General features: G+C 73.9%; 30 protein-coding genes. 6 read left to right on the plus strand and 24 right to left on the minus strand.

The window, feature by feature from the left end:
- Nucleotides 1–32 precede the first annotated feature (32 nt).
- The 11 genes from lgt to hisI form a co-directional block, all read right to left on the minus strand.
- Nucleotides 33–1,055, minus strand: coding sequence for a prolipoprotein diacylglyceryl transferase (gene lgt / locus ACZ50K_RS01175; protein ID WP_468895833.1), 1,023 nt, complete (start codon nucleotides 1,053–1,055; stop codon nucleotides 33–35).
- A gap of 88 nt (nucleotides 1,056–1,143) precedes the next feature.
- Nucleotides 1,144–1,929, minus strand: coding sequence for a DsbA family protein (locus ACZ50K_RS01180; protein WP_468897145.1), 786 nt, complete (start codon nucleotides 1,927–1,929; stop codon nucleotides 1,144–1,146).
- A gap of 103 nt (nucleotides 1,930–2,032) precedes the next feature.
- On the minus strand, nucleotides 2,033–2,860 hold the full coding sequence (gene trpA / locus ACZ50K_RS01185; RefSeq protein ID WP_468895836.1) for a tryptophan synthase subunit alpha: 828 nt from the start codon (nucleotides 2,858–2,860) through the stop codon (nucleotides 2,033–2,035).
- The gene (gene trpB / locus ACZ50K_RS01190) at nucleotides 2,857–4,104 is read right to left on the minus strand and encodes a tryptophan synthase subunit beta (RefSeq protein ID WP_468895839.1); all 1,248 of its coding nucleotides are present in this window, start codon (nucleotides 4,102–4,104) and stop codon (nucleotides 2,857–2,859) included. Before trpB ends, trpA begins: the two co-directional genes overlap by 4 nt.
- A gap of 188 nt (nucleotides 4,105–4,292) precedes the next feature.
- A complete protein-coding gene (trpM, locus tag ACZ50K_RS01195) occupies nucleotides 4,293–4,556 on the minus strand; it encodes a tryptophan biosynthesis modulator TrpM (protein WP_468895842.1) in 264 nt (87 codons plus the stop codon).
- 7 nt (nucleotides 4,557–4,563) lie between these two features.
- The gene (trpC, locus tag ACZ50K_RS01200; protein WP_468895845.1) at nucleotides 4,564–5,373 is read right to left on the minus strand and encodes an indole-3-glycerol phosphate synthase TrpC; all 810 of its coding nucleotides are present in this window, start codon (nucleotides 5,371–5,373) and stop codon (nucleotides 4,564–4,566) included.
- A 157-nt stretch (nucleotides 5,374–5,530) separates the two neighbouring features.
- Complete coding sequence (locus ACZ50K_RS01205; protein WP_468895847.1) at nucleotides 5,531–5,962, minus strand: DUF2752 domain-containing protein; 432 nt, start codon at nucleotides 5,960–5,962, stop codon at nucleotides 5,531–5,533.
- A 99-nt stretch (nucleotides 5,963–6,061) separates the two neighbouring features.
- Nucleotides 6,062–6,301 (minus strand): HGxxPAAW family protein, encoded by a 240-nt coding sequence (locus ACZ50K_RS01210; RefSeq protein WP_468895850.1) that lies wholly within the window; start codon nucleotides 6,299–6,301, stop codon nucleotides 6,062–6,064.
- A gap of 122 nt (nucleotides 6,302–6,423) precedes the next feature.
- Entirely contained in the window at nucleotides 6,424–7,122 is a 699-nt protein-coding gene (locus tag ACZ50K_RS01215) for a TIGR02234 family membrane protein (RefSeq protein ID WP_468895853.1), read from the minus strand.
- Nucleotides 7,123–7,139: 17 nt separating this feature from the next.
- Complete coding sequence (locus ACZ50K_RS01220) at nucleotides 7,140–8,627, minus strand: anthranilate synthase component I (RefSeq protein ID WP_468895856.1); 1,488 nt, start codon at nucleotides 8,625–8,627, stop codon at nucleotides 7,140–7,142.
- Between the two features lie 11 nt (nucleotides 8,628–8,638).
- Nucleotides 8,639–9,016 (minus strand): phosphoribosyl-AMP cyclohydrolase, encoded by a 378-nt coding sequence (gene hisI / locus ACZ50K_RS01225; protein WP_468895859.1) that lies wholly within the window; start codon nucleotides 9,014–9,016, stop codon nucleotides 8,639–8,641.
- An 84-nt stretch (nucleotides 9,017–9,100) separates the two neighbouring features.
- On the opposite strand from hisI, the gene ACZ50K_RS01230 reads away from it, so the two are divergent.
- Complete coding sequence (locus ACZ50K_RS01230) at nucleotides 9,101–9,733, plus strand: TIGR03085 family metal-binding protein (protein ID WP_468895862.1); 633 nt, start codon at nucleotides 9,101–9,103, stop codon at nucleotides 9,731–9,733.
- An 85-nt stretch (nucleotides 9,734–9,818) separates the two neighbouring features.
- On the opposite strand, the gene ACZ50K_RS01235 is transcribed toward ACZ50K_RS01230, so the two are convergent.
- The 9 genes from ACZ50K_RS01235 to hisD all read right to left on the minus strand — a co-directional run bounded on the left by ACZ50K_RS01235 (nucleotide 9,819) and on the right by hisD (nucleotide 16,890).
- Nucleotides 9,819–11,081 carry an MFS transporter gene (locus tag ACZ50K_RS01235; protein ID WP_468895865.1) on the minus strand — a complete coding sequence of 421 codons (1,263 nt, stop codon included), beginning with the start codon at nucleotides 11,079–11,081 and terminating at the stop codon, nucleotides 9,819–9,821.
- A gap of 104 nt (nucleotides 11,082–11,185) precedes the next feature.
- The gene (gene hisF / locus ACZ50K_RS01240; RefSeq protein ID WP_468895868.1) at nucleotides 11,186–11,941 is read right to left on the minus strand and encodes an imidazole glycerol phosphate synthase subunit HisF; all 756 of its coding nucleotides are present in this window, start codon (nucleotides 11,939–11,941) and stop codon (nucleotides 11,186–11,188) included.
- The gene (locus tag ACZ50K_RS01245; protein ID WP_468895871.1) at nucleotides 11,938–12,318 is read right to left on the minus strand and encodes a RidA family protein; all 381 of its coding nucleotides are present in this window, start codon (nucleotides 12,316–12,318) and stop codon (nucleotides 11,938–11,940) included. The genes hisF and ACZ50K_RS01245 overlap by 4 nt, the downstream gene beginning before the upstream one ends.
- Nucleotides 12,315–13,049 carry a bifunctional 1-(5-phosphoribosyl)-5-((5-phosphoribosylamino)methylideneamino)imidazole-4-carboxamide isomerase/phosphoribosylanthranilate isomerase PriA gene (gene priA / locus ACZ50K_RS01250; protein WP_468897147.1) on the minus strand — a complete coding sequence of 245 codons (735 nt, stop codon included), beginning with the start codon at nucleotides 13,047–13,049 and terminating at the stop codon, nucleotides 12,315–12,317. The genes ACZ50K_RS01245 and priA overlap by 4 nt, the downstream gene beginning before the upstream one ends.
- Complete coding sequence (hisH, locus tag ACZ50K_RS01255; protein ID WP_468895874.1) at nucleotides 13,046–13,696, minus strand: imidazole glycerol phosphate synthase subunit HisH; 651 nt, start codon at nucleotides 13,694–13,696, stop codon at nucleotides 13,046–13,048. Before hisH ends, priA begins: the two co-directional genes overlap by 4 nt.
- Entirely contained in the window at nucleotides 13,693–13,860 is a 168-nt protein-coding gene (locus ACZ50K_RS01260; protein ID WP_468895877.1) for a hypothetical protein, read from the minus strand. The genes hisH and ACZ50K_RS01260 overlap by 4 nt, the downstream gene beginning before the upstream one ends.
- Before the next feature lie 2 nt (nucleotides 13,861–13,862).
- Nucleotides 13,863–14,456: an imidazoleglycerol-phosphate dehydratase HisB gene (gene hisB / locus ACZ50K_RS01265; protein ID WP_328298154.1), complete on the minus strand. Its 594-nt coding sequence runs from the start codon at nucleotides 14,454–14,456 to the stop codon at nucleotides 13,863–13,865.
- A complete protein-coding gene (locus ACZ50K_RS01270) occupies nucleotides 14,453–15,562 on the minus strand; it encodes a histidinol-phosphate transaminase (RefSeq protein ID WP_468895880.1) in 1,110 nt (369 codons plus the stop codon). The genes hisB and ACZ50K_RS01270 overlap by 4 nt, the downstream gene beginning before the upstream one ends.
- Nucleotides 15,559–16,890: a histidinol dehydrogenase gene (hisD, locus tag ACZ50K_RS01275; protein WP_468895883.1), complete on the minus strand. Its 1,332-nt coding sequence runs from the start codon at nucleotides 16,888–16,890 to the stop codon at nucleotides 15,559–15,561. The genes ACZ50K_RS01270 and hisD overlap by 4 nt, the downstream gene beginning before the upstream one ends.
- A 134-nt stretch (nucleotides 16,891–17,024) precedes the next feature.
- Between hisD and ACZ50K_RS01280 the strand changes: the two genes are divergently transcribed.
- The 4 genes from ACZ50K_RS01280 to ACZ50K_RS01295 all read left to right on the plus strand — a co-directional run bounded on the left by ACZ50K_RS01280 (nucleotide 17,025) and on the right by ACZ50K_RS01295 (nucleotide 20,652).
- Nucleotides 17,025–18,611: an oxidoreductase gene (locus ACZ50K_RS01280; protein WP_468897148.1), complete on the plus strand. Its 1,587-nt coding sequence runs from the start codon at nucleotides 17,025–17,027 to the stop codon at nucleotides 18,609–18,611.
- 34 nt (nucleotides 18,612–18,645) lie between these two features.
- On the plus strand, nucleotides 18,646–19,389 hold the full coding sequence (locus ACZ50K_RS01285; protein ID WP_468895886.1) for an LON peptidase substrate-binding domain-containing protein: 744 nt from the start codon (nucleotides 18,646–18,648) through the stop codon (nucleotides 19,387–19,389).
- A 10-nt stretch (nucleotides 19,390–19,399) separates the two neighbouring features.
- On the plus strand, nucleotides 19,400–19,897 hold the full coding sequence (gene ybaK / locus ACZ50K_RS01290; RefSeq protein ID WP_468895888.1) for a Cys-tRNA(Pro) deacylase: 498 nt from the start codon (nucleotides 19,400–19,402) through the stop codon (nucleotides 19,895–19,897).
- Nucleotides 19,898–19,989: 92 nt separating this feature from the next.
- Entirely contained in the window at nucleotides 19,990–20,652 is a 663-nt protein-coding gene (locus ACZ50K_RS01295) for a hypothetical protein (RefSeq protein WP_468895891.1), read from the plus strand.
- A gap of 9 nt (nucleotides 20,653–20,661) precedes the next feature.
- Here ACZ50K_RS01295 and ACZ50K_RS01300 read toward each other — a convergent pair whose 3' ends face one another.
- The 4 genes from ACZ50K_RS01300 to ACZ50K_RS01315 form a co-directional block, all read right to left on the minus strand.
- Nucleotides 20,662–21,087 carry a hypothetical protein gene (locus ACZ50K_RS01300; RefSeq protein ID WP_468895894.1) on the minus strand — a complete coding sequence of 142 codons (426 nt, stop codon included), beginning with the start codon at nucleotides 21,085–21,087 and terminating at the stop codon, nucleotides 20,662–20,664.
- A 100-nt stretch (nucleotides 21,088–21,187) separates the two neighbouring features.
- Nucleotides 21,188–22,087 (minus strand): ABC transporter permease, encoded by a 900-nt coding sequence (locus tag ACZ50K_RS01305; RefSeq protein WP_468895897.1) that lies wholly within the window; start codon nucleotides 22,085–22,087, stop codon nucleotides 21,188–21,190.
- Nucleotides 22,084–23,055 (minus strand): ABC transporter ATP-binding protein, encoded by a 972-nt coding sequence (locus ACZ50K_RS01310; RefSeq protein WP_468897150.1) that lies wholly within the window; start codon nucleotides 23,053–23,055, stop codon nucleotides 22,084–22,086. Before ACZ50K_RS01310 ends, ACZ50K_RS01305 begins: the two co-directional genes overlap by 4 nt.
- A gap of 106 nt (nucleotides 23,056–23,161) precedes the next feature.
- Nucleotides 23,162–24,538, minus strand: coding sequence for an NYN domain-containing protein (locus ACZ50K_RS01315; RefSeq protein ID WP_468895900.1), 1,377 nt, complete (start codon nucleotides 24,536–24,538; stop codon nucleotides 23,162–23,164).
- Between the two features lie 218 nt (nucleotides 24,539–24,756).
- On the opposite strand from ACZ50K_RS01315, the gene ACZ50K_RS01320 reads away from it, so the two are divergent.
- Nucleotides 24,757–24,921 (plus strand): hypothetical protein, encoded by a 165-nt coding sequence (locus tag ACZ50K_RS01320; protein WP_468895902.1) that lies wholly within the window; start codon nucleotides 24,757–24,759, stop codon nucleotides 24,919–24,921.
- Nucleotides 24,922–25,010: the final 89 nt, after the last annotated feature.

Below are 25,010 nucleotides of genomic sequence, written 5' to 3' on the forward strand. Positions count from 1 at the left end.
CCCCCGGTTCCGGGAAGGGGCGGGGAGGGGACTCAGAGCTTCTTGGCCCCGGGCCCCGCCCCAGCCTCCGGCTTCACCTCGGCCTCGGCCCCGGCTCCGTCCTCGGCCCCGGCCTCGGCTCCGGCCTTGGCGTCGGGTCCGGCCTTGCCACCAGCCCCGGCCTTGGCGCCATCGTCGGCCTTGGCTCCGGCCTCGGCGTCAGCCTCCGCACCCGCACCCGCCGGAGCCGAAACCGCACCCGGCAGATCCGGCTCGACCACCGCCTCCCGCCCCGGCCGCAGCTTCGCGGAGAGGACGAAGTAGGTGACCGCCAGCAGGAAGACCACGATGGAGGTCCACACGTTGAGCCGGAGGCCCAGCACGTGGTGCGCCTCGTCGACCCGCATGTACTCGATCCAGCCGCGGCCCACGCAGTAGGCGGCGACGTAGAGGGCGAAGGCCCGGCCGTGGCCCAGCTTGAAGCGGCGGTCGGCCCAGATGACGAGCAGGGCGACGCCGACGCACCAGAGGGACTCGTAGAGGAAGGTCGGGTGGTAGTAGCCGGCTTCCCGGTTCGGGCCCTCGGTGATCTTCAGGGCCCACGGGAGGTCGGTGGCCCGGCCGTAGAGCTCCTGGTTGAACCAGTTGCCCCACCGGCCGCAGGCCTGGGCCAGCGCGATTCCGGGGGCGAGGGCGTCCGCCCAGGCGGGGAGCGGGATGCCGCGCCGGCGGCAGCCGATCCAGGCGCCGACCGCGCCGAGCGCGATGGCACCCCAGATGCCGAGGCCGCCCTCCCAGATCTTGAAGGCGTCGACCCAGTTCCGGCCGTCGCCGAAGTAGAGCTGGTAGTCGGTGATGACGTGGTAGAGCCGGCCGCCGACCAGGCCGAACGGCACGGCCCAGACGGCGATGTCGGCCACCGTGCCGGGCTTCCCGCCGCGGGCGAGCCAGCGCTTGTTGCCGATCCAGACGGCGAGGAAGACGCCGATGATGATGCAGAACGCGTAGCCGCGCAGCGGGATCGGTCCGAGATCGATCACGCCGGTCGACGGGCTGGGGATATAAGCAAGGTCCATGGCAGGACCGACGCTACCTTGCCGGGCGGCGGGTACCGCAACCCGCCCGGCAAGCCGAAACCAAAACGTCGCACAGCGTCCGCGGGGGTCAGCCCTTGGCGGCGGCCTCCACCTTCTCCTTGAGCTTCTGCGGGGTCAGCGGATTGGCCTGGTCGGCGAAGATGTCCTTGCCGTCGAGGAGGATGGTCGGGGTGCCCCGGAAGCCGCCCGCCTTGAAGGCGTCGTAGGACTTCCCGACCCAGCTGTTGTGGGTGCCGTCCGCCACGCACTGCCGGAAGGCGGCGGTGTCCAGGCCGGGGACCTTGGCGGCCAGTTCCAGCAGCCGGTCGTCCTTGGCGTAGGCGTCGTCGGTCTCTTCCGGCTGGTTCACGAACAGCGAGTCGTGGTACGGGGCGAACTTGCCGGCGTCCTGGGCGCAGGCGGCGGCGTTGGCGGCCTTCAGGGAGCCGCTGCCGCCCATGTTGCCGTCGATCAGGGTGACCAGGTGGTACTGGACCTTCAGCTGGCCCTTGGCCTCCAGCTCGTGGATGGTGCTCCGGTAGGCGTCCTCGAAGGACTTGCAGGCGGGGCAGCGGAAGTCCTCCCAGACGGTGAGGGTGGACTTGGCCTCGTTCTTGCCGGTCTGGATGGCGAGGGCGTCCTTGCCGGTGGCTCCGGAGGGAGCCGTGACCGGGCCGGCCTTGGCCGCTCCGCCGTCCTTGCCGGTGTTGGCGGCGATCACGCCGACCACGGCCGCCAGGCCGAGCACGCCGACCACCGCTCCGGCCACCAGGAGGGTCCGCCGGCGCTTGTCCCGGGTCTTCTGCCGGTCCCGCTCCACCTGGAGCCGCTCGCGGGCCGATCGTTTCGCATCGCGGTTCGCACCGTCGTTCATCTCGCTCACGTCCGCCAAACGAGGCGGGGAGGCACCGCAGTGCCTCCCCGCTCCCACTTCCACCCGATCGGGCTACAGAACCCGCACCGGGAACAGGAGTGCGTCAGCTCCTGCGTACGCCTTCCGCAAGCTCGGCCGCGAGGGCGCGGACCGCTGCCAGCCCGGTGGGCAGGTCGGGGGCGTCCAGCAGCTTCTTCACGAAGGCGGAGCCGACGATGACCCCGTCGGCGAAGGCGGCGACCTCGCGGGCCTGCTCCGGGTTGGAGACGCCCAGGCCCACGCAGACCGGCAGGTCGGTGGTCTTGCGGGTGCGCTCGACCAGCAGCTGGGCCTGGTTGCCGACCGAGGTGCGGGTGCCGGTGACGCCCATCAGGGAGGCGGCGTAGACGAAGCCGCTGCCGGCCGCGGTGATGGTGGCGAGCCGCTCGTCCCGGCTGGAGGGGGCGACGACGAACACGGTGGCCAGACCGTGCCTGTCGGCGTGCTCGCGCCACAGGGCGGATTCCTGGACCGGGAGGTCGGGCAGGATGCAGCCGGCGCCGCCGGCCGCCGCGAGCTCCTCGGTGAACCGCTCGACGCCGTACCGGTCGATGGGGTTCCAGTAGGTCATGACCAGGACCGGGGCACCGGTGGCGGCGTGCACCTCGCGGACGGTGCGGAGCACGTCGGCGATCTTGACCCCGCCGCGCAGGGCGATGTCGTCGGCGGTCTGGATGACGGGGCCGTCGAGGACCGGGTCGGAGTGCGGGAGGCCGACCTCGATCACGTCGGCGCCGCCGGCCAGGATCTCCTTGATGGCCGCGATGCCGCCGTCCACGGTGGGGAAGCCCGCCGGGAGGTAGGCGACCAGGGCGGCGCGGTTCTCGGACCGGGCCTTGGCGAGGGTGTCGCTCAGCAGCTGGATGGTGCCGTTCGGCTGGCCGTTGCTCACTTCGTGTCCCCTTCGGTGCCGTCGTACAGGCCGAAGTAGCGGGCGGCCGTGTCCATGTCCTTGTCGCCGCGGCCGGACAGGTTGACGATCAGCAGACCGTCCTTGCCGAGCTCCTTGCCGAGGTCGAGGGCGCCCGCGAGGGCGTGGGCCGACTCGATGGCCGGGATGATGCCCTCGGTGCGGGACAGGAGGCGCAGCGCCTGCATGGCGGCGTCGTCGGTGACCGCGCGGTACTCGCCGCGGCCGCTGTCCTTGAGGTAGGCGTGCTCCGGGCCGATGCCGGGGTAGTCCAGGCCGGCCGAGATCGAGTAGGGCTCGGTGATCTGGCCCTCCTCGTCCTGGAGGACGTAGGAGCGGGAGCCGTGCAGGATGCCGGGCTCGCCCGCGGTGAGGGTGGCCGCGTGCTCCCCGGTCTCGACCCCGTGGCCGGCCGGTTCGAAGCCGACCAGGCGGACCGCGGCGTCCGGGACGAAGGCGTGGAAGAGGCCGATGGCGTTGGATCCGCCGCCGACGCAGGCCGCGACGGCGTCGGGGAGGCGTCCGGCGCGCTCCAGGATCTGGCGGCGGGCCTCGACCCCGATGACCCGGTGGAAGTCGCGGACCATGGCCGGGAAGGGGTGCGGGCCGGCGACGGTGCCGAAGAGGTAGTGGGTCTCCTCGACGTTGGCGACCCAGTCGCGGAACGCCTCGTTGATGGCGTCCTTGAGGGTGCGGGAGCCGGAGGTGACGGCGATGACCTCGGCGCCGAGCATCCGCATCCGGGCCACGTTGAGGGCCTGCCGCTGGGTGTCGATCTCGCCCATGTAGATCGTGCAGTCGAGGCCGAACAGGGCGCAGGCGGTGGCGGTGGCCACGCCGTGCTGGCCTGCGCCGGTCTCGGCGATGACGCGGGTCTTGCCCATGCGCTTGGTGAGCAGTGCCTGGCCCAGCACGTTGTTGATCTTGTGTGAGCCGGTGTGGTTGAGGTCCTCGCGCTTGAGGAAGATCCGGGCGCCGCCGGCGTGCTCGGCGAACCGGGGCACCTCGGTGAGGGCGCTGGGCCGGCCGGTGTAGTTGACCAGGAGGTCGTTGAGCTCGGCGGCGAAGGCCGGGTCCTGCTTGGCCTTCTCGTACTCCACGGCGACCTCGTCCACGGCGGCGACCAGCGCCTCGGGGATGAACTTGCCGCCGAAGTCGCCGAAGTAGCCCTCGGCGTTGGGGACGTGACCCTCGGGGTCGGGAATGAAGAACTGCTCGCTGGACATGCCAGAACTCCTACGGAAGCAACGGTTGATGACTGCGTGTGCGCCGTCGGCCCACGGGTCCCCGGCGCCTCGGCGGGCGGGTTCGGGCATGGGCGGAGCAGCCTGCGGCCGGTCCGGGGGTCCGGTGCCGGCGGCGGGCGGGGTGGGTCAGCGGGACGGTACCCCTGGGGTGCCGTGCCGTGGCCGCGCTACGGCGCGCCTTCGGCGGGCCATCGCATGCCGTTGACCTGGCCCGGCTCGGAGCCGATCACGTAGCGCACCCGGCGGCCGAGGACCCGGCGGGCCGGGGCGCGGCAGCCGCGCGGTGTGCGGCCGCGGGCCAGGGCGGCGTGCGGGTCGCGGGCCGGCAGGCCCGCCGTCGGTGCGCCGGGCGCGCGGCCGGCCGGTCCGGGGCGACGGGCCCCGGGCCGGTGGCGGGTCGCGGCGCGGGCGACGGCGGGCCGGATGGTCATGGTGCGGTCAGCTCCGGCCGTGTCGCAGGGCCGGGTGGGCCCCGGCGGCGACCAGGTCGGCGACGGCGGTCTTCGGGTCGCGTCCGGTGACCAGGGACTCGCCGACCAGTACGGCGTTGGCGCCCTCGTTGGCGTAGGCGATCAGGTCGTGGGGTCCGCGGATGCCGGACTCGGCGACCTTCACGATGTGCGCCGGGATCTCCGGGGCGAGGCGCTCGAAGGTGCCCCGGTCGACCTTCAGGTCCTTCAGGTTGCGGGCGTTGACCCCGATGATGCGGGCGCCCGCGGCGACCGCCCGCTCGACCTCTTCCTCGTCGTGGACCTCCACCAGGGGGGTCAGACCGATGGACTCGGCCCGCTCGATGAGGGAGACCAGGGCTTCCTGGTCGAGGGCGGCGACGATCAGCAGGGCGAGGTCGGCGCCGTAGGCGCGGGCCTCCCACAGCTGGTACGCCGTGACGATGAAGTCCTTGCGGAGGATCGGGATGTCCACCCGGGCCCGGACGGCCTCCAGGTCGGCCAGCGAGCCGCCGAAGCGGCGCTGTTCGGTGAGGACGGAGATGACGGAGGCGCCGCCCGCCTCGTAGTCCGCGGCGAGCCCCGCCGGGTCGGCGATCGCGGCCAGCGCACCCTTGGACGGGCTGGAGCGCTTGACCTCGCAGATCACCTTGACGCCGTCGCCGCGCAGGGCCGCGACGCCGTCCTTTGCCCGGGGCGCCTTGGCGGCGCGCTCCTTGAGCTCGTCGAGGCTGACGCGAGCCTGCCGTTCGGCAAGGTCTTCGCGGACCCCTTCGATGATCTCGTCGAGCACACTCACGCGAGCGGCCCCCTTCCGGGTAGGTCGACTGATTCAGGTCGTTTCAGGTGGTTCAAGGCCAGCACTCAAATGGTATCCGCAGCGGGCCCCGTGCCCGACCTGCGGTTGGCGCCATCCCATCACCCGGACATGCGGAATGAAAGGTTCAGCTCAGTGATCAGGGTGCGAGCCATGCCCCGAAGGGCAGGTTCCGGACAATGGAAAAGACCAGCACCAGCAAGCCGACACCCCACCAGACCTGCGGTTTCACACGAAGCACGGGCGTCGGGCGACCCCGGTAGGCCTGATTCAGCCAGGCCAGCAGATAGCCCGCGAAGATCAGGTAGCCGAGCACCGCGAGGGCGTTCGCGCCCAGCGCGACCGTCAGGTCGCCGTGCGCGAAGGCGTGCGCGCTGCGCAGTCCGCCGCAGCCGGGGCAGAGGACGCCCGTCAGCCGCAGCAGCGGACAGACCGGATAATGCCCCGGCTCGTTGGGATCGACGGCCCCGACGTACCCGAAGGCGGCCACCGCGCCGCCCAGGGCGAGCAGGGGCGCGGCCAGCCGGCGCATGCGCGTGCGCGGGGTCCGGAGCGGGGGCGGGGCGACCATGGGGCGATTCTCGCCGCCCATGACGAAAGGCGCAGCCCGACGGGCCGCGCCTTCCGAGGATTCCGGGCGCGGCGCCATGGCGGCCCGCCCGGAGGGGACTCAGGCGGTCCGGGCGTTGATGACCTCCATGAGGTCCTTGTGCTGGACCTTCTTCGCACCCATGCCGGCGGCCTTCATCGCCATGCCGACGACACCGCCGACCGCGACGACCACCAGGCCGGCCCAGAATCCCAGCGGGTTGGCCAGCACCATGAAGGCGCCGGAGACGCAGAAACCGATGAAGGCGATGATGACACCGGTCCAGGCGGCCGGGGTGTGTCCGTGGCTCGTGCCCGCCATGAGTAGCTCCTCGTGTGCTCTGTCGAACGTGCTGTGTCCGAACGCTCGGACATCATTCTCCCGCACCCTGCCGTACCGGGGTGCGCCGGGTCCGGATTCAGCCCTGCGGGTCGGCGGCCGGCTCAGCCGGTCGGATCCTCACCCCGGTCCAGGGCCTTCCACAGGTCCTCCGGGCGGTCGGCGGCGGATCCGCCGGGGGCGGTCGCGGCCGGGCGCCGGCGGGGGCCTCCGGCGCGTTCGTAGCGGCCTCCCATGGCCGGCCAGCTCCGGCCGTAGCGCAGCGCGAGCAGTCCTGCGGCGGCTATCAGCAGTCCGGCGGCGGCGGTCACGTACGGCCAGGGGGTGTGGGCGACCTCGGTCGCCCGGGCCGCCGTGTCGGCGGTGATCCGGGCCGCCTCGGCGTCCAGGGCCGACCGGTCGGAGGCGCCCGCCAGGGCCGCCGCGGCGGCCCCCAGACCGCTCAGCGCCAGCAGTCCGGACACCAGCGGCCGGCCCTTGCCGCGGGCCGCGAACACGGCCACCAGGGCGGCCAGCCCGACGATGGCCAGCGCGGCCGGGACCCCGGTCACGGACCGGCCGTCCACGGACAGCTCCATCGAGCCGTCCGCCACGGCGGCGGCCCCCCGGGCCCAGGTCCGGCCGGAGGCCAGCAGGACCACGGTGGCGCCGAGCGCGCCGAGCAGCAGGGCGACGGCGACGCTGCGGCGGCCGAGGTCACGGCCCGCCGCGCGGACCGGTTCGGCGGGTCCGTCCGGCCCGCCCGGCTCGGCGGGGGGCTCGGCATCGTCTCGGGGCTGGGGTACGGCGCTCACGTACCCCACTATCCCCTACCGCCTCCTCAGCCGTGGAGGCGGTTCGCCGCTCCCACCGCGCGGAGCACCGCGGCGGCCTTGTTGCGGCACTCGTTGTCCTCCAGCTCGGGCACCGAGTCGGCGACCACCCCGGCGCCGGCCTGCACGTAGGCGGTGCCGTCCCGGAGCAGCGCGGTGCGGATCGCGATGGCGGTGTCGGCGTCCCCGGCGAAGTCCAGATAGCCCACGCAGCCGCCGTACAGGCCGCGGCGGACCGGCTCCAGCTCCTCGATGATCTGCATGGCCCGCGGCTTGGGCGCCCCGGACAGGGTGCCGGCCGGGAAGCAGGCGGTGAGCACGTCGAAGGCGGTCTTGTCGGCGCCGACCCGGCCGGTGACGGTGGACACGATGTGCATCACGTGCGAGTAGCGCTCGATGGACATGAAGTCGACCACCTCGACGGAGCCCGGCTCGCAGACCCGGCCCAGGTCGTTGCGGCCGAGGTCGACCAGCATCAGGTGCTCGGCCCGCTCCTTGGGGTCGGCGAGCAGCTCCTCGGCGAGCTCGTGGTCCTCCTGCGGGGTGGCGCCGCGGTGCCGGGTTCCGGCGATCGGGTGGACCATGGCCCGCCCGTCCTCCACCTTGACCAGCGCCTCCGGGCTGGAGCCGACCACGTCGAAGCCGTTCTCGAACCGGAAGAGGTACATGTACGGGGACGGGTTGGTGGCCCGCAGCACCCGGTAGACGTCCAGGGCGCTCGCCGCGCACGGGGTCTCGAACCGCTGCGAGGGCACCACCTGGAAGGCCTCGCCGGCCCGGATCCGCTCCTTGATGTCCTCCACCGCGGCCTGGTACTTGTCCCCGCCCCACAGCCCGGCGAACTCGGGCAGCTCGGAGGCGGGCAGCGGGGTCGGGGCGTACGGGGCGGGTCGGCCGAGGTCGGCCTCCATCGCGTCCAGCCGGGCCACCGCGTCCGCGTACGCCTCGTCCACCCCGGTGTCGAGGTCGTTGTGGTTGATGGCGTTGGCGATCAGCAGGACGGTGCCGTCCCAGTGGTCCAGGACCGCCAGGTCGGAGGTGAGCAGCATGGTCAGCTCGGGGAGTTCCAGGTCGTCCGTGCCGTGCTCGCCGATCCGCTCCAGCCGGCGGACGATGTCGTAGCCCAGGTAGCCGACCATCCCGCCGGTGAACGGGGGCATCCCCGCCGTCAGGTCGCGGGGGGTGTGGAGGGTCTCCACGGTGCGCCGGAGCGCCTCCAGGGGGTCCCCGTCCACGGGGACGCCGACGGGCGGGGTGCCGATCCAGTGCGCCCCGCCGTCGCGGACCGTGAGGGTGGCGTCGGAGCGGACCCCGACGAAGGAGTAGCGGGACCACGAGCGGCCGTTCTCGGCGGACTCCAGCAGGAAGGTGCCGGGGCGTTCGCCGGCCAGCTTCCGGTAGAGGCCGACCGGGGTGTCCCCGTCGGCGAGGAGCCTGCGGCTGACCGGGACGACACGGCGGTCGTTCGCGAGATTGCGGAACGTCTCAAGATCCATGGCGTGGGACCTTACCTGTGGGAGAGCGGCAGGACGTCGGCGTCGAAGCAGGTGCGGGCGCCCGTGTGGCAGGCCGCGCCGACCTGGTCGACCTTGACGAGGACGGTGTCGGCGTCGCAGTCGAGCGCCACGGACTTGACGTGCTGGAAGTGGCCGGAGGTGTCGCCCTTGACCCAGTACTCCCGGCGGCTGCGGGACCAGTAGGTGCAGCGGCCGGTGGTCAGGGTGCGGTGCAGCGCCTCGTCGTCCATCCAGCCCAGCATCAGCACCTCACCGGTGTCGTACTGCTGGGCGATGGCGGGCACCAGGCCGTCGGCCGACCGCTTCAGTCGGGCCGCGATGGCGGGGTCGAGGTCGCTCGGGCGGGGGGTGGTACTCATGCGGGCCATTGTGCCGCGCCCGGCGGCGGGGTACCGCAGGCTGTCCGTCTGATGGGCGGGCATCTGTCAGGTCACCGCCGTACCCTTGGCCGCATGTCGACCCATGCGAAGCGCGAACGCCTTCTCCTCGCGGACCTGTTGGAGGCGGCCGGTCCGGAGGCGCCCACGCTGTGCGAGGGCTGGACCTGCCGGGACCTCGCCGCCCACGTGGTGGTCCGGGAGCGGCGGCCGGACGCGGCGGGCGGACTGCTGCTCGGGGTCCTGAAGGACCGGCTGGACCGGGCGATGGCCGAGTACACCGCCAAGCCGTACGAGGAACTGCTCCAGCTGATCCGGACCGGGCCGCCCAAGCTGTCGGTGTACTCGCTGAAGCAGATCGACGAGGCGGCCAACGCCGTGGAGTTCTACGTGCACGCCGAGGACGTCCGGCGGGCCCAGCCGGACTGGTCCCCGCGCGAGCTGGACCCGGTGTTCTCGGACTCGCTGTGGTCGCGGCTGGAGAAGCTGGCCCGGCTCACCGGCCGGAAGTCCCCGGTGGGCCTGGTGCTGCGGCGGCCGGACGGCCGGACGGCGGTGGCCCGCAAGGGGGTGCCGGTGGTGACGGTGACCGGGGACCCGGGCGAACTGACCCTGTTCTGCTTCGGCCGGCAGGCGGCGGCCCGCATCGAACTGGACGGGGAGAAGACCGCCGTGGCCGCGCTGACCACGGCGAAGCTCGGCATCTGAACCGCCCCCCGGGACCTGTCCGGTCGGCGGGACAGGTCCCGGTGGCACCCCCTGGCCCGATGGCACCCGCTGGTCCGATGGCGTCCTAGGGGGCGGCGAAGGCCAGTTCGGCTCGGCGGACCTCGGGGGCGGAGGTGCCGATGACGGCGCCGGTCATGCTGAGGGCCGCCCCGGCCAGATAGACCGGGGCGATCCCGAACAGATCCACGGCCAGGCCGAACACCGGATAGCTCATCGGGGCCAGGCCCACGGCCGTGAAGGCCATCACCGAGCTGACCCGGCCCAGATAGCGGGGGTCGGTGCCGCTCTGGATGAGCGCCACGGCCAGCCCGCCGCAGATCCCGCACACCATGCCGGTGACCAGGGCCAGCGCGGCCGCCGCGGACAGCCCCGGGGCCAGTGCGATCGCCCCGATCCCGGCCGAGCCGAGGATCAGGGTGGCGTTCTGCACCGCCCCGGCCTTCGGGACCCGCGGCACCAGGGTGAGCAGCAGTGCGCTGGAGGCGGCGCCCGCGCCGAAGCAGCCGACGATCCAGCCGACCCCGGAGGGGCCCCAGCCGCGTTCCTCGGCCAGCAGGATCAGGCCCAGCCCCAGCGGGGCCGAGATGCCGAGCTGGCTGAGCGCCCCGGACAGCACCAGCGGGCCGATCACCCGGTGCCGGCGGATGTAGCCGAGGCCGAGGACCAGCTGCCGCCACGGGGACTCCGGCACCGGCCCCGCCCCGGCCGCCTTCTCCGGCAACGGCTCCGGTGCCGGCTCCGGCTCCGGCAGTGGGGCGATGCGCACCCCCCAGAGCAGCACCAGGGACACCGCGAACAGCCCGGCCGCCAGGGCGAAGGCCGCACCGGGACCGCCCAGGCCCATCGCCAGTCCCGCGGCCGGCGGACCGGCCGTGTGCCCGACCCGTTCCACCAGGTTGCGCATGCCCTGTACCCGGACCAGCAGCTCCGGTCCGGCGATCCGGGGCGGCAGCGCCCCCACCGCGGGCATGAACAGCGCGTCCACGGCCCCGAAGACCAGACCCACCGCGACCAGCACCCACAGGCCCGGGGTCAGCGCCCAGACGGCGGCGGCCAGCGCCAGCACCACGGCGCAGCGGACCGCGTCGGAGGAGATCACCACCAGCCGGGGGCCGAACCGGTCGGCCACCACTCCCCCGCCGAGCATCAGCAGGGCCCGGGGGACCGCGCCGGCGGCCATCACCAGGCCCACCTCGGCCGGGCCGGCCGCCTGGGCCGCCGCCCAGCCGAGGGCGAGGAAGTAGACCCCGTCCCCGACGAGCGAAGCGGCGTAGGCACCGAGCCAGCGCAGTACGTTCCGGTTCCGGAAAGCAGCCGACGCGCCCACCGCACCCCTCTCCCTATGGTCTGGACCACAGGGTAGGCGGGGCGGGCGGAACGCGCCGGTGATTTTTCCGGGGCCGGACGGGGCCGGACCGGGCCGTCCGGCGGTCAGCGGACCGGGTGGCCGGCCTCCCGCAGGACGTCCTTGACCTGGCCGATCCGCAGGTCCCCGAAGTGGAACACGGAGGCCGCGAGGACCGCGTCCGCGCCCGCCCCGATGGCCGGCGGGAAGTCGGACAGCTTGCCGGCCCCGCCCGAGGCGATCACCGGGACGGTCACGTGCGCGCGGACCGCCGCGATCATCTCGATGTCGTAGCCGTCCTTGGTGCCGTCGGCGTCCATGGAGTTGAGCAGGATCTCGCCCGCGCCCAGCTCGGCCGCCCGGTGCGCCCACTCGACCGCGTCGATCCCGGTGCCCTTGCGGCCGCCGTGCGTGGTGACCTCGAAGGTCCCGGCGGCGGTGCGGCGGGCGTCCACCGACAGCACCAGCACCTGCCGGCCGAAGCGTTCGGCGATCTCCCGGATCAGCTCCGGGCGGGCGATGGCGGCGGTGTTCACGCCCACCTTGTCGGCGCCGGCCCGCAGCAGCCTGTCCACGTCGTCGGCGGTGCGGACCCCGCCGCCCACGGTCAGCGGGATGAACACCTGTTCGGCGGTGCGCCGCACCACGTCGTAGGTGGTCTCCCGGTTCCCGGAGGAGGCGGTGATGTCGAGGAAGGTCAGCTCGTCGGCGCCCTCGGCGTCGTACAGCTTGGCCATCTCGACCGGGTCCCCGGCGTCCCGCAGGTTCTGGAAGTTGACTCCCTTGACCACCCGGCCGTTGTCCACGTCCAGGCAGGGGATCACCCGTACGGCGAGGCTCATGCGGAGGGCTCCCGGTACGCCTCGACCTCCACCTCGACGACCATCGAGGGGTCGACGAAGCCGGAGACGATCAGCATGGTCGCGGCGGGCCGGACGCTGTCGAAGAGGGTCTTGTGGGCGCGGCCCACCTCGTCCACGTCCCGGGCGTGGGTGAGGTACATCCGGGTGCGGACCACGTCCTCGGGGCCGAGCCCGGCCTGGGCGAGGGCCTTGAACGCGACACCGAAGGCGGCGACGGCCTGGTCGTACGGGCCGCCCGCGTCGGCGGCGGTGCAGCCGGAGACCAGCACCAGGCCGTTGCCGAGCTGCACGGCACGGGAGTAGGCGATGACGTCCTCGTAGGGGCCACCGGAGGAGATGCGGCGTACGGAGCTCATGCGGGGCCTGCCTTCGTGACGTTCAGGGCTTCTTCCAGGGTGAAGGCCTTGGCGTACAGGGCCTTGCCGACGATCGCGCCCTCCACGCCCAGCGGCACCAGCGCGGAGAGGGCGCGCAGGTCGTCCAGGGAGGAGATGCCGCCGGAGGCGACCACGGGCCGGTCGGTGGCGGCGCAGACGTTCCGCAGCAGCTCCAGGTTGGGGCCGGTGAGGGTGCCGTCCTTGCCGATGTCGGTGACCACGTAGCGGGCGCAGCCCTCGGAGTCCAGGCGGGCCAGGGTCTCGTAGAGGTCCCCGCCCTCGCTGGTCCAGCCGCGGCCCTTGAGGGTGGTGCCGCGGACGTCCAGGCCGATGGCGATCTTCTCGCCGTGCTCGGCGATGGCCTTGGCGGCCCACTCGGGGGTCTCCAGGGCGGCGGTGCCGAGGTTGACCCGGGTGCAGCCGGTGGCCAGGGCGGCGGCCAGCGAGGCGTCGTCGCGGATGCCGCCGGACAGCTCGACCTTGATGTCCATGGCGCGGGTGATCTCGGCGACCAGGGCCCGGTTGTCACCGGTGCCGAAGGCGGCGTCGAGGTCGACCAGGTGCAGCCATTCGGCGCCGGAGCGCTGCCAGGCGAGGGCCGCCTCCAGCGGGGAGCCGTAGGAGGTCTCGCTGCCGGACACTCCGTGGACCAGGCGGACCGCCTGGCCGTCGCGGACGTCGACCGCGGGAAGGAGTTCGAGGGTCATCAGAGGGTCTCGATCCAGTTGGTGAGGAGCTGGGCGCCGGTGTCGCCGGACTTCTCGGGGTGGAACTGGGTGGCCCACAGGGCCCCGTTCTCCACCGCCGCGACGAAGGGCTTGCCGTGGGTGGCCCAGCTGACCTTGGGGGCGCGGATGGCCGGGTTGGTGGTCTCCAGGCTCCAGTCGTGCGCCGCGTAGGAGTGCACGAAGTAGAACCGGGCGTCGGCGTCGAGGCCGGCGAAGGCCTGGCTGCCGGGGGCGGCGTCCACCGTGTTCCAGCCCATGTGGGGGACGACGGGGGCCTTCAGCGGGCCGACCGTGCCGGGCCACTCGTCGAGGCCCTCGCTCTCCACGCCGTGCTCGATGCCGCGTTCGAAGAGGATCTGCATGCCGACGCAGATGCCCATGACCGGGCGGCCGCCGGACAGCCGGCGGCCGATGATCCAGTCGCCGCGGGCCTCCTTGAGGCCGCGCATGCAGGCGGAGAAGGCGCCGACACCGGGGACCAGGAGGCCGTCGGCGTCCATCGCCCGGTCGTAGTCCCGGGTGATCTCCACCTCCGCGCCGACGCGGGCGAGGGCGCGTTCGGCGGAGCGGACGTTGCCGAAGCCGTAGTCGAAGACCACGACCTTCTTGGTGGGGCTGGCTGCGCTCATTCCCAGATTCCTTGGATTCGCATGACACCGGCGACCAGGCACATCGCCGAGCCGATGGCGAGCAGCACGACCACCGAGCGGGGCATCTGCTGCTTCTGGAAGGAGTAGACCCCGCCGGCCAGGAAGAGGCCGACGACGATCAGGATGGTGTTGAGGCCGTTCACGGCTAGAGGGCGCCCTTCGTGGAGGGCAGGATGCCGGCCGCGCGCGGGTCGAACTCGGCGGCGTAGCGCAGCGCCCGGGCCAGGGCCTTGAACTGGCACTCCACGATGTGGTGGGCGTTTCGGCCGTACGGGACGTGGATGTGCAGGGCGATCTGCGCCTGGGCCACGAAGGACTCGAAGATGTGCCGGGTCATCGTGGTGTCGTAGCTGCCGATCATCGGCGCCATGTTCTCGGGCTCGGTGTGCACGAGGTAGGGGCGGCCGGAGAGGTCGACGGTGACCTGGGCGAGGGACTCGTCCAGCGGGACGGTGCAGTTGCCGAACCGGTAGATGCCGACCTTGTCGCCGAGGGCCTGCTTGAAGGCGGCTCCCAGCGCGAGGGCGGAGTCCTCGATGGTGTGGTGGGAGTCGATGTGCAGGTCGCCCTCGGTCTTGACGGTGAGGTCGAAGAGGCCGTGCCGGCCGAGCTGGTCGAGCATGTGGTCGTAGAACCCCACGCCGGTGGACACGTCCACCTTGCCGGTGCCGTCGAGGTCTATCTCGACCAGGACCGAGGTCTCCTTGGTGGTGCGTTCCACCCGTCCGATGCGGCTCATGCCTGCTGCTCCTTCTTCAGTGCGCGAACCGCTTCCAGGAACGCGTCGTTCTCGGCCGGGGTGCCGGCGGTGACCCGCAGCCGGCCCGGTACCCCGTTGTCCCGGACCAGGACCCCCTGGTCGAGGATCTTCTGCCAGGCGGTGTGGGAGTCCTCGAAGGTGCCGAACTGGACGAAGTTGGCGTCGGAGTCGGTGACCTCGAAGCCGATCGCCCGGAGTTCGGTGACCAGGCGGTCCCGTTCCGTCTTGAGCTGCTCGACGTAGCCGAGCAGGGTGTCGGTGTGCTCCAGCGCGGCCAGCGCGGTCGCCTGGGTGACGGCGGACAGGTGGTACGGCAGCCGCACCAGCTGGACGGCGTCGACCACGGCGGGGTGCGCGGCCAGGTAGCCCAGCCGGAGTCCGGCCGCGCCGAAGGCCTTGGACATGGTCCGGGAGACCACCAGGTGGGGGCGGCCCTCGATCAGCGGCAGCAGCGAGTCCCGGTGGGAGAACTCCACGTAGGCCTCGTCCACGACCACCAGGGAGGGCTTCGCCGCCTGGGCGGCCTCGTAGAGCGCGAGGACCGTCTCGGCCCCGACGGCGGTGCCGGTGGGGTTGTTGGGGGAGGTGATGAAGACGACGTCCGGGGCGTGCTCGGTGATGGCCGCGACGGCCGCGTCCGTGTCGATGGTGAAGTCTGCGGCCCGCGGGCCGGAGATCCAATCGGTGCCGGTGCCCCGGGCGATCAGGGCGTGCATCGAGTAGGAGGGCTCGAAGCCGATCGCGGTCCGGCCGGGCCCGCCGAAGGTCTGCAGCAGCTGCTGGAGGACCTCGTTGGAGCCGTTGGCCGCCCACACGTTCTCCCGGGCCACCGGGTGCCCGGCCGTCCGGGTGAGGTAGCGGGCCAGTTCGGTGCGCAGCTCCACCGCGTCCCGGTCGGGGTAGCGGTTCAGGGTGCGGGCGGCGTCCGCGACCCGCTCGGCGATCCGCCGGACCAGGGCCTCGGGCAGCTCGTAGGGGTTCTCGTTGGTGTTCAGCTGGACGGGCACGTCGAGCTGGGGGGCGCCGTACGGGGTCTTGCCGCGCAGCTCGTCCCGGATGGGGAGGTCGTCGATTCCGATGCTCACGGGGTGGGGACCTTCCATCCGAAGCGGGCCTTGAGGGCGGCCCCGTGCGCGGGCAGGTCCTCGGCCTCGGCGAGGGTCACCACGTGGTGGGTGACCTCGGCCAAGGCGTCCCGGGTGTAGTCGACGATGTGGATGCCGCGCAGGAAGGACTGCACGGACAGGCCCGAGGAGTGGCAGGCGCAGCCGCCGGTGGGCAGCACGTGGTTGGAGCCGGCGCAGTAGTCGCCGAGCGAGACCGGGGCCCACGGGCCGACGAAGATCGCGCCGGCGTTGCGGACCCGGGCGGCCCAGGCGGCGGCGTCGGCGGTCTGGATCTCCAGGTGCTCGGCGCCGTACGCGTCGACCACCTTGAGGCCGTCCTCCAGGCTGTCGACCAGGACGATCGCGGACTGCTTGCCCGCCAGGGCCGGCCTGATCCGGTCCTCGACGTGCTTGGAGGCGGCGACCTGCGGCTCCAGCTCGCGCTCGACCGCCTCGGCGAGCTCCGCCGAGTCGGTGACCAGCACGGCGGCGGCCAGCGGGTCGTGCTCGGCCTGGCTGATCAGGTCGGCGGCCACGTGCACCGGGTCGGCGGTGGAGTCCGCGAGGACCGCGATCTCGGTGGGACCGGCCTCGGTGTCGATGCCGATCTTCCCGGTGAAGTAGCGCTTGGCGGCGGCGACCCAGATGTTGCCGGGGCCGGTGACCATGTTGACCGGCGGGCAGCCGTCGGGGCCCTCGGTGCCGTACGCGAACATGGCGACGGCCACGGCGCCGCCCGCGGCGTAGACCTCGTCCACGCCGAGCAGCGCGCAGGCCGCCAGGATCGTCGGGTGCGGCAGCCCCCCGAACTCTTTCTGCGGCGGGGACGCCAGCGCGATGGACTCGACGCCGGCCTCCTGGGCGGGCACCACGTTCATCACCACGGAGGACGGGTACACCGAGCGGCCGCCCGGCGCGTACAGGCCGACCCGCTCCACCGGGACCCACTTCTCGGTGACGGTGCCGCCGGGGACCACCTGGGTGGTGTGCTCGGTGCGGCGCTGGGCGGAGTGCACGGTCCGGGCGCGCCGGATGGACTCCTCCAGGGCGGCGCGGACGGCCGGGTCGAGTTCGTCGAGGGCCTTGGCGATGGCCTCCGCGGGGACCCGGACCCGGTCCAGGACGACCCCGTCGAACTTCTCCGCGTACTCGATCAGCGCCGCCGTACCCCGATGATGGACGTCCTCACAGATGGGCCGCACTGAGTCCAGGGCGGCCGCGACGTCGAACTCGGCACGGGGCAGCAGATCGCGCAGGGCGCCACCCTCGGGGAGGGCTTTGCCGCGCAGGTCGATACGAGAGATCACCCCCCAATTCTCTCAGACCGTCTCCCGCCACCGTTCGCCCGTATCACTGGCTGATACACGTCACGGACGTCACAGCCGGTCGGTAGCGTGCCCGGGCACGGAGTGCCGAGCGGAGGGGGACCGCGTTGACCGGGATGCCGGACGAGCTGCGGCCGGAGGATCTGAGCGCGTCGGAACGGCGTGTCTGGGAGGCCTTCCGGACCGGCGGGGTCTGCGATCTGAGCGCCCGGGATGCCGGGGCCGACGACCCCTTCGCGGACCGCTTCTGGGGCCCGGAGCGGACCGTGCGGGCGGAGGTGGTGGCGCTGCTGCTGCTCCACGGCCCGCCCCCGGTCCCCGGCCGGGTGGCCTCGCTGAAGCTGCGCGGGGTGCGGATATCCGGCCGGCTGGACCTGTCCGGCGGCACCGTCTCCCCGTACGTGGAACTCCAGGCCTGCCGCTTCGACGGCGAGGTCCGGCTGTCCGAGGCCCGGGTCGGCACGCTGCGGCTGGTCCGCTGCCTGGTCCCCCGGCTGGAGGCGTCCCGGCTGCACACCGACGGGGACCTGCACCTGCCGCGCTGCCGGGTGGCCCGCGGCATCCGGCTGACCGACGCGCAGATCGGCACGGACCTGCTGCTCAGCCGGGCCGTGGTGCAGCGGGACGCCAAGGGGCGGGCGATCGCCGCCGACGGGCTGACGGTGGCCCAGGACTTCCAGGCCGACCTGCTGGAGACCTACGGGGAGGTCAGCCTGCGCGGGGCGAAGGTCGGGGTGTCGATGAGCCTGCGCGGGGCGACGCTGGCCAACCCGTGGGGCCCGCGGGCCCTGAACGCCCCGCAGCTGTCCGTGGAGCGGACCCTGTACATGACCTCGGCCGCCCTGGACCAGGGCACCGGGGACCCCTCGGCCACTCCCCCGTACGGGCTGGGCGAGACCCCGCTGCACGGCGGCCGGACCCGGCCCTTCGAGTGCCGGGGCGGGCTGCGGATGGACGACGGCCGGTTCGGGGACGCGGTGGACTTCTACGGGGCCCGGTTCCGGCTCACCGAGGAGCAGGAGCTGTCGCTGCGCCGGATCCAGACCCCGGAGCTCCGGTTCGTCGGGGAGCGGCCGGCCCGCGGCCGGGCGGTGCTGTCCGGGGCGAAGGTGGTGAAGCTGGTCGACACGGCGGCCTCCTGGCCGGGCCCGGGCCGGCTGTCGCTGGAGGGGTTCGTCTACGAGAACCTGGCGCCGCGCGGGGCGTTCCCGGTGGTCCGGCGGCTGGAGTGGCTGGCGGCGGCCACCCCCGAGTACTCCCCCGAGCCGTACGAGCGGCTGGCGGCGGTGCTGCGGGCCGGCGGCGAGGACTCGGACGCCCGGCAGGTGCTGCTGGCCAAGCAGCGGAGGCGGCGGAGCACGCTGCCGCCGGCCGCCACCGCCTGGGGGTACCTCCAGGACTGGACGGTGGCCTACGGCTACCGGCCGGGGCGGGCCGCCCTGTGGATGCTGGTGCTGTGGGCCGCCGGTTCGGTGCTGTTCGCCGGTCACGATCCGATGCCGATCAAGCGGGAGGAGCACCCGCAGTGGAACGCCGTCCTCTACGCCCTGGACCTCCTGCTGCCGGTGGTCGATCTCGGTCAGCAGGGCCAGTGGGACCTGCGGGGCGGCTGGCAGTGGACGGCCGCCCTGCTGGTGATGCTGGGGTGGATCCTGGCCACCACGGTCGCGGCGGGCGCGTCGCGGCTGCTGAGGCGGGGGTGACGGGTCCGGGCCCCGGAGCACTACCCTGTGGCTCGTGACCACCGTTCGCCTGCCGCTCTTCCCGCTGAACGCGGTGCTGTTCCCCGGCCTGCTGCTCCCCCTCAACGTCTTCGAGGAGCGTTATCGCGCCATGATGCGCGAACTGCTGAAGGCGGGGGACGAGGGGCCGCGCCGGTTCGCCGTCGTGGCGATCCGGGACGGCCGCGAGGTCGCCTCGACGGCGCCCGGCATGCCGGACGAGACGGCCCTGCCGGACCGGGGCCCGTCGGCCGGGTTCGGCGCGGACCCGATCCAGGCCTTCCACCGGGTGGGCTGCATCGCCGACGCGGCCACCATCCGGGAGCGGGAGGACGGCACCTTCGAGGTGCTCGCCACCGGCACCACCCGGGTCCGGCTGCTGTCCGTGGACGCCTCCGGGCCGTTCCTGGAGGCCGAGCTGGAGGAGCTCCCGGAGGACCTCGGCGAGGGCGCCGGGGCGCTGGCCGAGGGAGTGCTGAGGGCCTTCCACAGCTACCAGAAGCGGCTCGCGGGGGCCCGGGAGCGGACCCTGTCGACCACCGCGACGGAGCTGCCCGACGACCCGTCGGTGGTGTCCTACCTGGTCGCGGCCACCGTGGTGCTGGACGTGCCGGCACGGCAGCGGCTGCTGCAGGCCCCGGACACGGCGACCCGGCTGGCCGAGGAGCTGAAGCTGCTGCGGACCGAGACGGCGGTCATCCGCCATCTGCCCTCGCTGCCGGCGGTGGACCTCACCTTCGCCCCGACCAGCCCGAACTGAGGCGGCCCCGATGGCGAAGCGCGACAGGCAGCCGGCGGCCGGGACCCCGGCGCTGACCGCGGTGACCGCGGCCGGGGTGGCGCACACCGTGCACTCCTACGAGCACGACCCGGCGCACCCCTCGTACGGCGAGGAGGCCGCCGAGGCCATGGGGGCCTCCCCCGACCGGGTGTTCAAGACCCTGGTGGCCGAGGTGGACGGGACGCTGACCGTGGCGGTGGTGCCGGTGTCCGGCTCGCTGGACCTGAAGGCACTGGCCTCGGCGGTGGGCGGCAAGCGGGCGGCGATGGCGGATCCGGCGCTGGCGGAGCGGACCACCGGCTACGTCCGGGGCGGGATCTCCCCGCTGGGGCAGCGCAAGCGGCTCCGGACGGTGCTGGACTCCACGGCCTCCGGGCACGCCACGGTGTGCGTGTCGGCGGGCCGGCGCGGTCTGGAGGTCGAGCTGGCCCCGGCCGACCTGGCGGCCCTGACCTCGGCCGTCCTCGCCCCGATCGCCCGCCCCTGAGACCCGGCGCGGTATCCGGCCCGGGATGCGCCGGTAGCCCGGCCGACCGCCCCCGCACGGCCGGGACGGCGGTCACCTGGCACGATGTGGGGGTGACCGAAGCCGTGACCCCGCCGCCCCCCGCGAACCCCTTCGAGCCGCCCTCCGCCTCCCCGGACCCGGGCGGCGCCGACGGCTCGGCGGGCATCACCGCCGCGGACGTCCGCGACGGTGCGGCCGTCGCCCTCGCCGTCGGGGTCTCCGGCGTGCTGCTGGGGCTGCTCTGGGTCTGGCTGGCACCCCGGGTGCAGTACGTCTCCAACGGGGAGGCGGTGTTCCTGCGGGACAGCGAGAGCGAGGCCCGGATCGGGGCCGACGGCACCTTCTTCCTGCTGTCCCTGGGCCTTGGCCTGCTCAGCGCGGTCGCGGTGTTCCTGTGGCGGCGGCGCGGCGGGGTCCCGCTGGTCGTCGGACTCACCGCGGGATCGGTGTTCGCCTCGCTGATCGGCTGGCGGCTGGGCCTGTGGCTGGGCCCCTCCCGGGACCTGGTCGCGGCCGCGAAGGCGGCGGGCAAGGGCGTGCCCTTCGACGCCCCGCTCCAGCTGCTGGCCCACGGAGCGCTGCTGGCCTGGCCGATGGCGGCCGTGATCGTCCATCTGGCCCTGACGGCCGTCTGGACCCCCCGCGACCCGGCCCCGGCCGCCTGGACCGGCACGTACCCGCCCCCGCACGTCCACGGCGGCGGCAAGACGCCGCCGCCGCAGGACACCTTCTAGCCTTCCGGCCTAGCGCGGCGCCTGGACCGGGGCCGGGGTCCGGACCGGGGCGGGCCGGAACTGCTCGGTCCACGAGGTGATCCGGCCCTGGGCGGTCAGCTGGACGTTGAGCCCGTTGAGGTTGGTGCCCGAGGTGCTGCGGTCCTGCGCGGCCAGGGTGGCGATCCGCTTGCCGTGGAAGAGGATGTCGGCCCGGTAGGCGTGCCCGCCGGTCCGGACCACCTCGGCGGTGTAGCCGGGGTGGGACAGCTGGACGGTCCGGACCACCGGCGCGGGCAGCGGGGCGGGTGCGGTCGCGGCGAGCGCGCCCGAGGCGGCGCCCAGGGATATCGCGGCGGTGGCGGTCACCAGGACCGCGCCGGTGCGCAGGACACGGGGCAGGCGGAGGGTGCGGGAGGTGTGGGGGGTGTGGGGGGTGTGGGGGGTGACAGACATGCCCTCAAAGGTACGCAACCCACATTAAAATCACCCATAGGGAATGTAACGATGCCCCGGCGGCCGACAGCCACCGGGGCATCCGCACATCGGCGATCGGCTAGCGCACGGCCGCCCGACGGTAGGCCCAGGTGGCCACGGCCAGCGAGAGCGCGCCCACCGCCCCGCAGACCCCCAGGTCCAGGGCCACGGCCGCCCAGTCGGGATGCGGGGCGAAGGTCCGCGCGAAGGCCTCCACCCCGTACGTGGACGGCAGCAGGTCCCGGGCCCAGACGATCGGCTCGGGCATCCGCTCCGGCGGCAGCACGCCCAGCAGCAGCGCCGCCGACATCCCCAGCTGCCCCGCCAGGGTGGCCAGCTCCTGGCGCGGGGCGAGCAGCCCCAGCGCCGCGCCCAGCCCGGCCAGCGCCGCCCCGGCCAGCGGCACCACGGCTGCCAGGATCCACAGGCCGCCCATCGGCAGTCCGAACAGCAGACAGCCGAAGACCGCCGTGACCAGGGTGCCCGGCAGGGTGAAGGAGGCGTACGCGGCGGCGGCGCCCAGCACCACCGAGGCGGGCGGCACCGGCAGGGTGGCGTAGTGGTCGAGGCCGCCGGAGGCCCGCAGCTGCCCGAAGTACTGGGCGAGCAGGTTCAGCGCGACGAAGGCCACCACCAGCACCGAGGACCCGGCCACCACGGCCCGGGCCTCGCTGCCCCCGTCGACCACCCCGCGCATCAGGACCATGATCCCGACGGACTGGAAGGTGGCCACGAACAGCAGCGGGATCCGGGCCACCCGGGCCCGGGACAGCTGGGCCCGGTACACGGCGGCCATGGCGGGCAGCAGCCGCGCCCGGGGGGCCAGCGGGGCCGGCGGTGCCGGGGCGGCGGCCCGGGGGCCGCCCTCGGCGGCCTCGGGACGGCCGGCCGCGGCCGGGCCGGGGGCCTCGGCCGTCGCGGCGGCCCGGCCCGCTCCGGCGCGTACGGCTCCGGTCACGGCTCCGGTCACTTCGGTCATGACTTCACCAGGCCCTTCACACGGCCCCCCAGGGCCAGGTACACGTCCTCCAGGCTGGGCGTCGCCAGCGTGAAGTCGTCCAGCGCCGCGAAGGCCGGGCCGCCGGTGACGGCGGCCACCGCGGCGCGGGCCTCGTCCGGGCCCAGCCGCAGCACCCACCTGCGCCCGGACTCGGCGGCCGAGGCCGCCAGCGCGGCGACCGCGGGCACCTCCAGCGGTGCCCGCTCCCGCCAGACGAGCTCCAGCCGGACCTCGTCGGAGACCCGGGCCTTCAGCCCGGCCGGGGTGTCGCAGGCGATGACCCGGCCCTGGTCGACCACGGCGACCCGGTCCAGGACGGTCTCCGCCTCGATGACGTTGTGGGTGACCAGCACCACGGTGGCGCCGCGCTCGGCCCGCCGCCGGTCCACCGCCGCCCAGACGGCCCGCCGGGCCACCGGGTCCATTCCGGTGGTCGGCTCGTCGAGGACCAGCACCGGCCGCTCCCCGGTCAGGGCGGCCGCGAAACAGGCCAGCCGGCGCTGTCCGCCGGACAGCTTCTTCAGCGGCCGGCCGGCGATCGCGGTGAGGTCGAGTTCCTCCAGGACCGCGTCCCGGGCGGCCCGGGCCGCCGGTGCGGTCAGCCCGCGCAGCCGCCCGGTGGTCTCGGCGGCCAGCGCCACCGTGAGCTCGTCCAGGGCGGTGGACTCCTGGCCCAGATAGGCCAGCAGCCGGGCGGCCCGCTCGGGGTGGCGCACCAGGTCGTGGCCGAGCAGCTCCACCGATCCCGCGTCGGGCCGCAGCAGTCCGGTGAGCTGGCGGACCAGGGTGGACTTGCCGGCCCCGTTGGGGCCGAGCAGACCGAAGATCTCCCCGCGCCGGATGTCCAGCGAGATGTCGTCGGTGGCACGGGTCTCGGGCAGCGCGGGGACCCCGCGCCGGCCGCGGACCGCCGGGTAGGTCTTGACCAGGCCGCGGACCGTGCACACGACCCCGGCCGTTCCGGCGTCCGTCGTGGCGTCCGTGGTGGCGGCGTCCGCCGTGCCGTGTTCCGCCTGTGCCGTGCCCGTGTTCACGAGGGAGCAGCCTACGGGGTCAGGAGGCCTCCCCGGTGCCCGGGGTCGCCGGTGCGGCGACGTGCTCGGCGGCCGCCCGGACGTCGATCTCCCGCCAGAAGCCCGCCCGGATGGCGTAGCGGTCGTGCTCGTCGATCTGGTCGTCCTTGTGCGCGAGCAGCCCGAACCGGGCGGCGTAACGCAGCAGTTCCCCGTCGATCCGGTGCGGGATCCGGGGGTACATCGTGGACAGTTTCTGCAGGTGGACGGTCTCCGGGAGACGCTCCATCCAGCGCCGGGCGAAGACCTGGCCGACCTCGAAGGGGTCGCCGCCGACGGTGGTGATGTCCTCCTCCCGGTCGGCCCAGCGCTGCTCGGCGCTGGTGAGCTGGGCGAGGGTGGGCAGCGAGGCGGTCTCGGCGGGCTCGCCCAGCGGGCCGGGCCGGTCGATCCAGCCCTTGTCGGAGGACCAGCGCAGGGCGCTGCCGGCCGGTGGCTGTCCGCCGGCGGCGGCCGCGGCCAGCGGGCCGGCCCCGGCCGGGGCGCCGGGCCCGCGCAGCCCGGCCAGGTCCTTGGGGGTGGGCACGGCCCGGCCGGGTCCGGTGCCGGCTCCGGCGGCCGCCCCGAGGCCCGGGTCCAGCGCGGGGCCGAGCTCGGCCAGGTCCCCGCGTCCGGCGCCGGACGCGGCGGGCGCCGGAACGGCCGTACCGTTTCGCCCGTCCGGGCCCGGCGGGCCCGACAGGCCCCGCTCGCCGGGGGCGGAGCCGTTGCGGGCCGCCTCGGCGAGGGCCGCCTCGGGGAGCGGCGCGGAGAGGATGGCCGCGATCTCGGGGCGGGGGGCGGGCGGCGGGGCGCAGAGTCCGCTGAGGTCCTTGGCGCGGACCGCCCGGGTGATCCAGACCCGGTCCAGCACCCGCCGTTCGTCGGCCTCGGCGACCAGGTCCTCGGACTGGTTGTAGTCCCCGTCCGCGGCCTGCACGGCCCACAGGTGGACGGCCACCCCGTGTTCCTTCGCGGACATCAGGCCCGGGAGGAGGTCCCCGTCCCCGGTCACCAGGACCACGTCCGAGCAGGCCCGGTTGCGGGCCAGCTCGGTGAGCTCGGCGTGCATGGCCGCGTCCACGCCCTTCTGCGCCCAGCGGCCGTCGCTGCGGGTCAGGGCGCCGAGCCGGACGGTGACCCGGGGCATCACGCGGAGCCTGCGGTGCTCGGGCTGCGGCACCCGGTCGGGGGCGCCGTCGAACCAGTAGATGCGGAGCAGCGGCTGTTCGGTGTCCGCTTCGGCCCGTTCCCTCAGCCCCTGGATGAGGGCGGCGTGGTCGACGGTGATGCGGGAGCGGGAGGGCTCCCCTGCGAGAAGACTCGCGGCGGCGCCCAGCAGATAGCCGGCGTCCACCAGGACGACGCAGCGGTCCACGCTTACCACCCTCTTCCGGGAGCGCTCTGGTTTACCCCGAGTCTGCCCGACCGTAAGGGTGTTGACGGCCGGAACTCGATCATCGGCGTGGCGGATGCCCGGGCTCCGCGGCACAGGCCTGATGACTACACTCGGTAATGATCCAAAATGCGGTGGTTATTGCCGTATGTGAGTGTGAAGGCGGCCCTGGCCCCTACACCCCTCACGGAGGCTTCCCCATGGCCAAGAACAAGAACCGCCAGCAGCCCGCCAAGCAGCAGGCCCGCTCCGCCCAGGACGCCCCGAAGGCCTCCGCGGAGTCCATGCCGGACAGCCCGTCCTCCTCGCCCAGCCCGCTGGACATGGCGCACAAGAGGAAGCAGAAGAAGTTCGGCCACAACTGACGCCTCCGGTCGCGGTGTGACGAAGGGCGCCCCCGGCGAGTACCGGGGGCGCCCTTCGCGCGTACGGACGGGGCCCGCGGGCGGGCCGG

This window comes from Streptomyces sp. NPDC033845 (assembly GCF_055576225.1).